A 10592-nucleotide genomic window follows, 5' to 3' on the forward strand; every position below is an offset into this window, starting at 1 on the left:
GCATCGATTGCAGCGCCCGCCAGTCCGGCACACACAGGGCCGGACGACATGGAAGCGAAACCTCCCCGCCGCACCCGCGAACGGATTCTCGAGTTGTCGTTGAAACTCTTCAACGAGATCGGCGAGCCGAACGTCACCACCACGACGATCGCCGAGGAAATGGAAATCAGTCCAGGCAACCTGTACTACCATTTCCGCAACAAGGACGACATCATCAACAGCATCTTCGCGCAGTTCGAGCAGCAGATCGAACGGCGGCTGCGCTTCCCCGAAGATCATCGTCCGACGATCGACGAAACCTGGTCGTACCTGCAGTACATGGCCGACTTCATGTGGACCTACCGGTTCCTGTATCGCGACCTCAACGACCTGCTCGCCCGCAACCGCACGCTCGAGACGCACTTCAAACAGATCATCAGCCACAAGGTGCGCTTCGCGCACGACATGTGCGAGCTGCTCGTGTCCGACGCCGAAATGGTCGCGACGCCCGCCGAGATCGAGGTCATCGCGACCAACATGGCGGTGATCTCGACGTACTGGCTGTCGTACCAGTACGTGATGCACCCGCGCAAGTACAACGACCAGGACGCGATCCGCGAGGAACTGCACCAGGTCAGCATGCACGTGATCTCCGTGATGGCCCCGTACCTGCGCGGCCGTTCGCGCCAGCTGTTCGACGATCTGGTCTCCGGCAAGCTGCCCAAGCGCCAGTTCACCGACTACCTGCCGCCGCGCGACGGTTCGCCGCGCCCCGCCGGCGGGCCGGTCACCGTTGGGCAGCCCCCGGCCAAGGACGCCAAGCAATGAAGGCAGTCTGCGTTTACTGCGGCTCGTCGTCCGGCGTGCGGCCCGTCTATGCCGATGCCGCGCGCGCCTTCGGCCGCGCGCTCGTCGATGCGGGCCTCACGCTCGTATACGGCGGCGGCCGCGTCGGCCTGATGGGCGTGATCGCCGACGAAGTGATGGCGGCCGGCGGCCGTGCGGTCGGCGTGATCCCCGAGTTGCTCGTCGACAAGGAAGTCGGCCATACGGGGCTGTCGGAACTGCACGTCGTGCCCGACATGCACCATCGCAAGAAGATGATGGCCGACCTCTCCGATGCGTTCGTCGCGATGCCGGGCGGCGCCGGCACGCTCGAGGAGCTCTTCGAGGTCTACACGTGGGCGCAGCTCGGCTATCACCGCAAGCCCGTCGCGCTCTACAACATCGATTCGTTCTACGATCCGCTGATCGCGCTGTTGCGCCATACGGTCGACGAAGGCTTCATGCGGCCGGCCTATTTCGACGCGCTGTGCGTCGAATCGGAACCCGCCGGGCTGATCGAGCGGCTGCGCCGCTACCAGCCGCCCGCCCGCGACAAGTGGGCATCCGACGCCGCGAAGTAACCTTCATCGGAGCCCGCACGCAATGACCGCACCGTCCGATCGTAAAGCCGTCCTCATCACTGGCGCGAGCCGTGGCATCGGCCGCGCGACCGCCGTGCTCGCGGCCGAACGCGGCTGGGACATCGGCATCAACTACGCGCGCGACGCGGCGGCGGCCGAACGGACCGCGCAGGCCGTGCGCGACGCGGGCGGCCGCGCGTGCATCGTCGCGGGCGATGTCGCGAACGAGGCGGACGTCGTCGCGATGTTCGACACCGTTGCCGCCGAATTCGGGCGCCTCGACGCGCTGGTCAACAATGCAGGCATCGTCGCGCCGTCGATGCCGCTTGCCGACATGCCGGTCGACCGGCTGCGGCGGATGTTCGATACCAACGTGCTCGGCGCCTATCTGTGCGCGCGCGAAGCCGCGCGCCGGCTGTCCACCGACCGCGGCGGCCGCGGCGGCGCGATCGTCAACGTGTCGTCGATCGCGTCGCGGCTCGGCTCGCCGAACGAGTACGTCGACTACGCGGGCTCGAAAGGCGCGGTCGATTCGCTGACGATCGGCCTGGCAAAGGAACTCGGCCCGCACGGCGTGCGCGTCAACGCGGTGCGCCCCGGCCTGATCGAGACCGAAATTCATGCAAGCGGCGGCCAGCCGGGCCGGGCGGCCCGTCTCGGCGCGCAGACACCGCTCGGCCGCGCGGGCGAAGCGCAGGAGATCGCCGAGGCGATCGTCTGGCTGCTCGGCGATATGGCGTCCTACACGACGGGCGCCCTGCTCGACGTCGGCGGCGGCCGCTAAGCTGACGCGCGGCGCAACAATACAGCGGTCGAAAACCGCCCCGTGGTCACGGCGCCACAAATCTCCACAATTCCGTGACAGTTTCAGTAAACGTCCGTAACAATTCCGTGCTCTACTAGCGGACATTCAGACAGGTGTCTTAAACACGCCGTCCGTTACCCGGATGTAGCCCCTTATCGGTCCTGCCCATGTCGCGGACCGGCTCGACTCGACCCGAGATCTTTTCCATGCCTGGAACCGCAGCGCCCAACCGGCGACGCACGCCCGTGCCCGCCCCGGCCGCGCACACCCGCTCGACCGCCGATACCGACATCGTCGCGACGCTGGACGTCGGCGGCACGCCCGTCGCCGCTTCGACCGCCGCCATCGGCACCCCGCGCGAGCGCTCGCTGCTGCTCGGCTGGCGCGCCTGGCTGTTCGTCGCCGCACTGGTGTGCGCGTACACGCTGCCCGGCGTGCTCGGACACGATCCGTGGAAACAGGACGAAACCTACACGTTCGGCATCATCCAGCACATGCTCGAAACCGGCGACTTCGTCGTGCCGACCAATGCCGGCCTGCCGTTCATGGAAAAGCCGCCGCTTTACGCGTGGGTCGCGACCAGCCTCGCGTGGCTGCTGCAGCGCGTGATGCCGCTGCACGACGCGGCGCGCCTCGCGAGCGCCCTGTTCGCCGCGCTCGCGTTCGGCTTCATCGCGCGCGCGGCCCGCGTGGCCAGCCGGGCGGACAGCTGGTTCGACCTGCGCGTGCTCGGCCCGGTCGTGCTGAGCGCGGGCACGCTCGTCGTCATCAAGCACGTACACGACATGATGACGGACGTCGCGCTGTTTGCCGGCACGGCAATGGGGTTCTGCGGGCTGCTCGAACTCGTGATCCAGCACGTCGCGCGTGCGCAGCAGATGCGGCACGGTCTGCCGGCGCATCCGGCGAGCCGCTGGGCCGCGCCGATCTTCGGCGCGGGCGTCGGCGTCGCGCTGATGGCGAAGGGGCTGTTCGTGCCGCTCGTGTTCGCGGCCACGCTCGTCTGCACGCTGGTGCTCTATCCGGCCTGTCGCACCCGCTCGTTCGCACGCGCGCTCGGCATTGCCGCGCTCGTGTTCGCGCCGTTCGCGCTGATCTGGCCGACCGCCCTGTTCCTGCGCTCGGAAACGCTGTTCATGACGTGGTTCTGGGACAACAACGTCGGCCGCTTCTTCGGCTTCTCCGTTCCCGAACTGGGCGCCGAAAACGACAAGCCGTTCTTCATCCTGCGCGCGTTCCTGCTCGTCGGCTTCCCGGTCGCCCCGCTCGCGATCGTCGCGCTCGCCCGCGGCGCATGGCGCGACTGGCACGCGCCACGCATCGCGCTGCCCGTGCTGTTCGCCGGCATCGGGCTCGTGGTGCTGCAGGTGTCCGCGACGTCGCGCCAGCTCTACATCCTGCCGTTCTTCGCACCGCTCGCGCTGGTCGCCGCGCAGGCGATCGACCGCCTGCCGCGCCGGCTGCATCTCGCGTGGGATTACCTGAGCCGTGTCCTGTTCGGCACGGTCGTCGTGCTCGCGTGGGCGATCTGGGCGGTGATGGCCGATCCGGCCGCGTCGCGCGCCGATCTCGCGCTGCTCGGCCGCTGGCTGCCGCTCGACTGGACGATGCCGATCCAGCCCGCGCTCGTGACCGGCGCGCTCGCGCTGACGGTCGGCTGGCTGACGCTGCTGCCGAAGCTGCGCACGACCGGCTTGTGGCGCGGCGCGCTGTCGTGGGGCGCCGGCGCGCTCGTCGCATGGGGGCTCATCTATACGCTGCTGCTGCCGTGGCTCGACGTCGCGAAGAGCTATCGCTCGGTGTTCGACGACCTGAACGCGCATCTCGCGCTCGAATGGAACGACGGCGACTGCATGGCGAGCCTGCACGGGCTCGGCGAATCGGAAGCGCCGATGCTGTACTACTTCTCCGGCATCCAGCACACCCCGATCGACGACGCGAAGACGACGCGCTGCACGTGGATGATCGTGCAGGGCGTGCGGGCCGTCGATCCGGCGCCCGGCAACGAATGGAAGCTGTTCTGGACCGGCGCCCGCCCGGGCGACAACACGGAACTGCTGCGCGTCTACGTGCGCACGCCCGAACAGCACCTGCAATGACATCGGGCGGCGCGATGCGCCGTCCTGCCCGCCTTTAGTTTCCGCTTCGGCACCGGCCGCGCGCTGTGCGCGATGCCGGCCGGCACGAACCCGCCGGCATCGCGCCCCTTCCGTCGTCACACCCCTGCCCGATCGTCAGAACGACGAGCCGGGCTCCCGCAGAAACACCGTTTCCTCGTCGGTCGACGCGCGACCGAGAATCGCGTTCCGGTGCGGAAAGCGGCCGAAGCGCTCGACGATCGCCGCATGCAGCAACGCGAAGCGGTGATAACTCTCGCATCCGGCCTCGTCGCGGATGCCCGCGCACAGGCGCACGGCCTCGCGCTGGCTCTCGACCGATTCGTCGTGCTCGAACGGCAGATATGCGAACGCACGGTGATGTCCGCTCGGCAACTGCGCATCCCAGCCGGCAGCGACGATGCGGCGGGCGAGCGCGAGCACCTTCGGATCGGCGGCAAACGCGCGCGGCGTGCCGCGATGGATGTTGCGCGAGAACTGGTCGAGCACGACGATCAACGCCAGCGCACCCTCCGGCGAATCGGCCCAGTGATCGCAGGCGCCGTCGCACGCGGCGTCGAGCAACGCGCCGTAACGCGTGCGCAGCACGTCGTCGAACGCCGCGCCGCCGTTGAACCAGATCTTGCGTTCCTGCCCGAATTCGGCCGAGCCCGGTTCGCCGAACCAGAAATCCAGAATCTCGCGCGCTTGCGGATCCAGCGCCGCCGCGCCCGCTTTCCCGCTATCGATCGTCATGCAAACTCCAGTACGAGGCGCCGTGTGCGCGCACTCTTCTTTTCCAGTTTCGCGACCCGCAGCCCGCCGATTTCGGACGTGTTGCGCACATGCGTGCCGCCGCACGGCTGCAGGTCGACGTTTTCGATGCGCAGCAGCCGCACGCGGCCGAGGCCCATCGGCGGCTTCACGCTCATCGTGCGCACGAGTTCGGGCCGCTCGGCCATCTCGTCGTCGGTGATCCATTCGGTCGTGACCGGATGCGCGCCGTCGACAAGGCCCGCGAGGCGCCGTTCGACGTCGTCGCGGTCGATCGCGTCGGACGTCGCGAAATCGAGCCGCACGTAGTCGGCCGTCACGCTGCAGCCGTCGACCGCGTACGGCAGCACCGCGCACATCAGGTGCGCGGCCGTGTGCAGGCGCATGTGCCGGTAGCGGCGCGGCCAGTCGATCGCGGCGACCACGCGCGTGCCGGGAGCAAGCGTCGCGACGCGCGCCTCCTGGCCCGGCGCGGGCACGTGCACGGCGTCGTCGGGCGTCGCGCCGTCGAACTTCGCCTTGCGCGTATCGGCAATCGCAAGCGTGCCGCCGTCGGGCAGCGTCAGCGTGCCGGCGTCGCCGGCCTGGCCGCCGCCGAGCGGATAGAACACCGTGCGGTCGAGGCGGATGCCGTCGTCGCCCACGGCCTGGACGATCGCCTCGCATTGCGTGAGGTACGCGTCTTCGCGAAACAGCGCTTGTGTCGTCATCGGGGGAGCCTCGTATCGATGGGGGAAACGGCCAGTGTCGCGCCGGGCTGCCCATGCGCCCAGACGCAGATCGTCCCGCGCGCAGGCAGCGGCGTACCGGTCGATCAACCGGGCCGGTTGCGCATCCAGTCGGCCGTGTCGTAGAACGAATGCATGAGCCGCTCGCGCAGCGGCTCCGGCAACCCGACATCCTCCATCGCCCACGCCATGCAGCGCAGCCACTGGTCGCGCTCGACCGACGCGATCGGGAACGGCAGGTGCCGCGCGCGCAGCCGGGGATGGCCGAACCGGCCGATGTAGTGGTCGGGGCCGCCGAGCCAGCCGCACAGGAACCAGAACAGCTTGTCGCGCGACCCGTCGAGCGACGGCGGATGCAGCGCGCGAATCTGCGCGAACTCGGGCTCGAGGTCCATCAGGTCGTAGAAGCGGTCCACCATTTCGCGCACGCGGGCTTCGCCGCCCACGAGCTCGAACGCCGTCGGCTGCGACGGCGCATCGTCATTCACATCGGTCATACGGATAGTCTGAAAACGGGATCTTCGGGCTGCGGGCGACGCTCAGGCGTCGCGCAGCGACTGCAGCGCGGGGCGCCGCAACACATTATGCAGGCTCAGCCAGCCGGCCGCACCGGCGCAGACGACGCCGGCCGCGATGCCGGCCGGCACGAGCCACGGATCGACGGCGAGCTGGAAATCGAACACGCGCGACGCGAGCACCCAGCCGACCGCGATCGCGCCCGCCGACGCCAGCGCGCCGGCCAGCGCGCCGACGACGATGAATTCCGCGCGCTGCACCGCATTGACCTGCGCGCGCGACGCGCCGAGCGCGCGCAACAGCGCGGCCTCGCGCACGCGCTCGTCGCGCGAGCCGGCGAGCGCCGTGTACAGCACGAGCACGCCGGCCGCGAGCGTGAACGCAAACAGGAACTGCACCGCCCCCACCACCTGCAGCATCATCCGCTGCAACTGCGCGAGGATCGGCGCGACGTCGATCGCGGTCAGGTTCGGGTAGCGCGCGATCAGCGGATCGAGCAGCGCGGCGTCCGATGCCGGCAGATGGAAGCTCGTCAGGTAGACGGCCGGAAAATCCTTCAGCACCGGCGGCGGCATCAGCACGAAGAAGTTGACGCGGAACGAGCCCCAGTCGAGCTTGCGCACGCTCGTGACGGGCGCATCGACCGTCAGCCCCGTCACGTCGAAGCGCAGCGTGTCGCCCGGCTTCACGTTCAGCGTCTTCGCAAGGCCGGCTTCGATCGAGATCTGCGGCGTGGCCGCGGTACCGAACCAGTCGCCTTCGACGATTCGGTTGTCGGACGGCAGCTCGGTCGTATACGACAGGTTGAATTCGCGATCGACGAGCCGGCGGGCCTCTTCGGACGGGTACGCGTCCGGATTCACCGGCTTGCCGTTGATCGCGACGAGGCGGCCGCGCACCATCGGCGCGGGGATGGCGTCGCGCACGCCGTGCGCGGCGAGATAGGCGGCGACGTCGGCGCGCTGGTCGGGCTGGATGTCGATCAGGAACTGGTTCGGCGCATCGGGCGGCGTCGACTGCCGCCAGCCCGCCACGAGGTCGTTGCGCGTGATCGCGATCAGCAACAGGCACATCAGGCCGAGCGCGAGCGCGGTGATCTGCAGCGCGCTGGCCGTGCCGCGCCGGTGCAGCGACGCCAGCGCGTAACGCCAGCCGACGCCCGCGGCTACGCGCGCATTGCGCACCGCGCGCGCGGCGGCGAACAGCACCAGCCGGGCGATCAGCGCGAACCCGACCAGCGCGCCGGCAAAGCCGCCCGCCACGATCAGGCCGAGCTTCAGGTTGCCGGCGGCCACGATCAGCAGCCCCGCGAACAGCACGACGCCGATCGCATACGCGGCCCACGCGGTGCGCGACGCATCGCCCCACTCGCGCCGCAGCACGCGCACCGGCGGCACGCGCGTGAGCGGCACGAGCGGCGGCAGCGCGAAGCCGAGTAGCAGTACGAGCGCGGCGCCCATGCCGATCACCGCCGGCCACAACGTGGGCGGCGGCAGCACGACGTCGATCAGGCCGCCGAGCGCGGCCAGCAATGCCCAGTGACCGCCGTAGCCGAGCACCGCGCCCGCGGCGCCCGACACGATGCCGACGCCGGCGAATTCGAGCGCGAACAGCGCGCCGAGCGTGCGGCGGCTCACGCCGAGGCAGCGCATCGTCGCGCAGCCGTCGAGATGGCGCCGCATGTAGCGCTGCGCGGCCATCGCAATCGCGACCGCCGCGAGCAGCGCGGTCAGCAATGCGACGAGCGTCAGGAAATGGCGCGCGCGATCCAGCGTCTGCCGCACCTGCGGCTGCCCTTCCTGCAACGACTCGAGCCCGACGCCGCGCAGTTTCCCGCCGTCGACGCGCGCGTGTGCATACGCTTCGAAGCGCGCGACGGCCGGTGCGTCGCCGGCGACCAGCAGCCGGTACGTGACGCGGCTGCCGTAGCCCGTGAGCCCCGTCGCGGCGAGCTCGTCCGCGCGCATCATCAGCCGCGGGGAAAAATTGACGAACGAAAAGCCGCGATCGAGTTCGCGGGAGATCGAGGCGGCGACCGTAAACGTGCGCAGCCCGACGCGCACCGTATCGCCCGCTTTGAGATGCAGCGCGTCGAGCAGCGCCGGGTCGGCCCAGACGGTGCCTGGCGCGGGAATCGCGGTCGCCTTCCGCGCGACGGCCGCGCCGGCCGGCAGGATCTCGACCGCGCCGCGCAGCGGATAGCCGGGCGACACGGCCTTCACGGCCGCGAGGCGCGACGGCGCCACATCGGCGGCCTGCCCGCCCGCGGCGGACGCGATCATGCTCGGGAAGATGGCCGTCGTCGCGGTACGCAGGCCGAGCGCGCGAGCCTGCCGGTCGAACGACGGATCGACGGGACGGTCGGCACGCACGACGAAATCGGCGCCGAGCATCTGGCGCGCGTCGCGCTCGAGCCCCTGGCGCAGCCGATCGGCGAGAAAGCCGACGCTCGTCAGCGCCGCGACCGCGAGCACCAGCGCGAGCACCAGCAGCGTCAGTTCGCCCGCGCGCCAGTCGCGCGCGGTCATCCGGGCGGCCTGGCGGATCAGGTCGCGCAGGCCGAAGCGGCCCGCATGCGCGCGCCCGTCATGGCCGGGTTGCCCGGCCGGCGGCTGCGCCGCCTGTTGCGGCCCCTTCAATCGCGTTTCCCTCCGATCGAGTTGAGCCGCGACACCATGTGGTTGGCCATCCCGCGAAAACCGCCCGACACGCCGCGCCACAGGCGCGGCAGCGCCCATGCCGACGCCGCGATGAACGCGGCGAGCAGCACGAGGAACGCGAGCGGAACGAAGAATGCGAGCGCGAGCCCGCCGACCACCAGACCGTCCTCGGTCGACGACGCGACCCAGTTCGAAAGCGGTTCGGGAGACAGGTTGATCAGCGCGCGCGTGCCGGCCTTCGCCACGTGCGCGGCGCCGGCAAGCGAGCCGCCGGCGAGCCCCGCGACCGCCAGCACGGTCGGATCGGCATGGCCGAGCGCGCCGGCCGCGAGCACGGCGCCGGCCGGAATGCGGATGAAGGTATGCACGGCATCCCACAGCGAGTCGAACGCGGGAATCTTGTCGGCAAGGAATTCGGTCACGGCGAGCACGGCCGCGGCGCCGATGACCCACGGCGACATCAGCACGGCCAGCGTGTCGGGCAGATGGAGCCAGCCGAACCGCGCCAGCACGCCGGCGATCAGCACCGTCAGGTACAGGCGCAGGCCGCTTGCCCACGCGAGCCCCGCGCCGAGCGAAATGGCTTCGATCATGGCCCTCTCCTTGCACTTTCCGTGCGCTTTGCCGATTGATCGGATCGGGTCGGACAGACCGGCCGCGCGGCGCGTGGCGACCGGCACCGCATGCCGCGAGCAACACGACGGTGTTCAGGCCCGAATGCTTTCCATTATAGACAGGCCGGCCGGGCGACCGGCGCAATTCCGCGGCGGCGCGGCGCCCGGGATGCCGTCGTCAGGCGGCCGACGACAGCTTCAGGCCGACCAGCCCCGCGACGATGAGCGCCGCGCTCGCGACGCGCGCGACGGTCAGCGCCTCGCCCATCATCACGATGCCGAACACGAACGCGCCGACCGCGCCGATGCCCGTCCACACCGCGTACGCGGTGCCGAGCGGCAACTGGCGCATCGCGACCGCGAGCAGCCCGAAGCTGGCCAGCGCCGTCACGATCGTAAACACCGACGGACCGAGCTTCGTGAAGCCGTCCGACGATTTCAGGCCGGCCGCCCAGGCCACTTCCAGCAAACCGGCGATCAACAACCATACCCACGCCATCTCGACGTACTCCGTATCGGATGGGGCCGTCCCCGTTGAAGCGAATGACCCGGGGTCGTCCCCGGGCGGCGCCGAGTATAACAAGCGGCTTACGGACCTGGCGGCTGCCGGCCACGCCCGCGGCCGATGCGGGGCGCGATCGGCCCGACGCGGTCAGTTCGCCACGCGCTTCGGCGCGACGCCGCCGACGCAGCGGTCGTCGCGGTACAACGCCCACTCCTCGCACACGCGGCCATCCTTGAACATGCACATGCCGACCTGCCCGCGCGGCAGGCTGCGGACCACGTGGCGACCGCCGAGCTTCTCGCAGTTGACCGACGCGGGATTGGCCAGCGCCGCTTGCGCGGGCGGCTGCTGCCCGGGCGGCAGCGGCTGGGCGAACGCGCCGGGCATGGCCAGCGCCAGCGCACCGATGACGACCAGACGGACGGACATTGCACGCTCCTCGTTTTCGTTCGCGGAACGTTCAGGATAGCGGGGATTGCGCAGCCGGTGTGCAAGGCCGGCCGCGCTCG

General features: G+C 70.1%; 11 protein-coding genes. 4 read left to right on the forward strand and 7 right to left on the reverse strand.

The window, feature by feature from the left end:
* Positions 1–48 precede the first annotated feature (48 nt).
* The 4 genes from CFB46_RS16015 (at position 49) to CFB46_RS16030 (ending at position 4289) form a co-directional block, all read left to right on the forward strand.
* A complete protein-coding gene (locus CFB46_RS16015; RefSeq protein ID WP_027785005.1) occupies positions 49–807 on the forward strand; it encodes a TetR/AcrR family transcriptional regulator in 759 nt (252 codons plus the stop codon).
* The gene (locus tag CFB46_RS16020; RefSeq protein WP_027785006.1) at positions 804–1385 is read left to right on the forward strand and encodes a TIGR00730 family Rossman fold protein; all 582 of its coding nucleotides are present in this window, start codon (positions 804–806) and stop codon (positions 1383–1385) included. Before CFB46_RS16015 ends, CFB46_RS16020 begins: the two co-directional genes overlap by 4 nt.
* A 22-nt stretch (positions 1386–1407) precedes the next feature.
* Positions 1408–2169, forward strand: coding sequence for an SDR family oxidoreductase (locus CFB46_RS16025; protein ID WP_089500466.1), 762 nt, complete (start codon positions 1408–1410; stop codon positions 2167–2169).
* A gap of 227 nt (positions 2170–2396) precedes the next feature.
* On the forward strand, positions 2397–4289 hold the full coding sequence (locus CFB46_RS16030; RefSeq protein WP_089500521.1) for an ArnT family glycosyltransferase: 1893 nt from the start codon (positions 2397–2399) through the stop codon (positions 4287–4289).
* Positions 4290–4424: 135 nt separating this feature from the next.
* On the opposite strand, the gene CFB46_RS16035 is transcribed toward CFB46_RS16030, so the two are convergent.
* The 7 genes from CFB46_RS16035 to CFB46_RS16065 form a co-directional block, all read right to left on the reverse strand.
* The gene (locus CFB46_RS16035) at positions 4425–5042 is read right to left on the reverse strand and encodes a DUF924 family protein (RefSeq protein WP_089500467.1); all 618 of its coding nucleotides are present in this window, start codon (positions 5040–5042) and stop codon (positions 4425–4427) included.
* Positions 5039–5770, reverse strand: a complete 732-nt coding sequence (locus CFB46_RS16040; RefSeq protein WP_089500468.1) for an alanyl-tRNA editing protein — start codon at positions 5768–5770, stop codon at positions 5039–5041. The genes CFB46_RS16035 and CFB46_RS16040 overlap by 4 nt, the downstream gene beginning before the upstream one ends.
* Before the next feature lie 104 nt (positions 5771–5874).
* Positions 5875–6285: a group II truncated hemoglobin gene (locus tag CFB46_RS16045; RefSeq protein WP_027785011.1), complete on the reverse strand. Its 411-nt coding sequence runs from the start codon at positions 6283–6285 to the stop codon at positions 5875–5877.
* 42 nt (positions 6286–6327) lie between these two features.
* Positions 6328–8943, reverse strand: a complete 2616-nt coding sequence (locus CFB46_RS16050; RefSeq protein WP_089500469.1) for an ABC transporter permease — start codon at positions 8941–8943, stop codon at positions 6328–6330.
* Positions 8940–9557 (reverse strand): DUF4126 domain-containing protein, encoded by a 618-nt coding sequence (locus CFB46_RS16055; protein WP_027785013.1) that lies wholly within the window; start codon positions 9555–9557, stop codon positions 8940–8942. The genes CFB46_RS16050 and CFB46_RS16055 overlap by 4 nt, the downstream gene beginning before the upstream one ends.
* 199 nt (positions 9558–9756) lie before the next feature.
* Positions 9757–10077 (reverse strand): quaternary ammonium compound efflux SMR transporter SugE, encoded by a 321-nt coding sequence (gene sugE / locus CFB46_RS16060; RefSeq protein WP_006497024.1) that lies wholly within the window; start codon positions 10075–10077, stop codon positions 9757–9759.
* A 153-nt stretch (positions 10078–10230) separates the two neighbouring features.
* Complete coding sequence (locus CFB46_RS16065; protein WP_089500470.1) at positions 10231–10512, reverse strand: DUF333 domain-containing protein; 282 nt, start codon at positions 10510–10512, stop codon at positions 10231–10233.
* Positions 10513–10592: the final 80 nt, after the last annotated feature.

Source organism: Burkholderia sp. HI2761 (assembly GCF_002223355.1).
Classification (GTDB): Bacteria; Pseudomonadota; Gammaproteobacteria; order Burkholderiales; family Burkholderiaceae; genus Burkholderia.

Bases quoted from the DNA above. Each gene is read 5' to 3' on its own strand.
- CFB46_RS16015 (WP_027785005.1), top strand. From the start codon at position 49: ATGGAAGCGAAACCTCCCCGCCGCACCCGCGAACGGATTCTCGAGTTG.
- CFB46_RS16020 (WP_027785006.1), top strand. From the start codon at position 804: ATGAAGGCAGTCTGCGTTTACTGCGGCTCGTCGTCCGGCGTGCGGCCC.
- CFB46_RS16025 (WP_089500466.1), top strand. From the start codon at position 1,408: ATGACCGCACCGTCCGATCGTAAAGCCGTCCTCATCACTGGCGCGAGC.
- CFB46_RS16030 (WP_089500521.1), top strand. From the start codon at position 2,397: ATGCCTGGAACCGCAGCGCCCAACCGGCGACGCACGCCCGTGCCCGCC.
- CFB46_RS16035 (WP_089500467.1), bottom strand. From the start codon at position 5,042: ATGACGATCGATAGCGGGAAAGCGGGCGCGGCGGCGCTGGATCCGCAA.
- CFB46_RS16040 (WP_089500468.1), bottom strand. From the start codon at position 5,770: ATGACGACACAAGCGCTGTTTCGCGAAGACGCGTACCTCACGCAATGC.
- CFB46_RS16045 (WP_027785011.1), bottom strand. From the start codon at position 6,285: ATGACCGATGTGAATGACGATGCGCCGTCGCAGCCGACGGCGTTCGAG.
- CFB46_RS16055 (WP_027785013.1), bottom strand. From the start codon at position 9,557: ATGATCGAAGCCATTTCGCTCGGCGCGGGGCTCGCGTGGGCAAGCGGC.
- sugE (WP_006497024.1), bottom strand. From the start codon at position 10,077: ATGGCGTGGGTATGGTTGTTGATCGCCGGTTTGCTGGAAGTGGCCTGG.
- CFB46_RS16065 (WP_089500470.1), bottom strand. From the start codon at position 10,512: ATGTCCGTCCGTCTGGTCGTCATCGGTGCGCTGGCGCTGGCCATGCCC.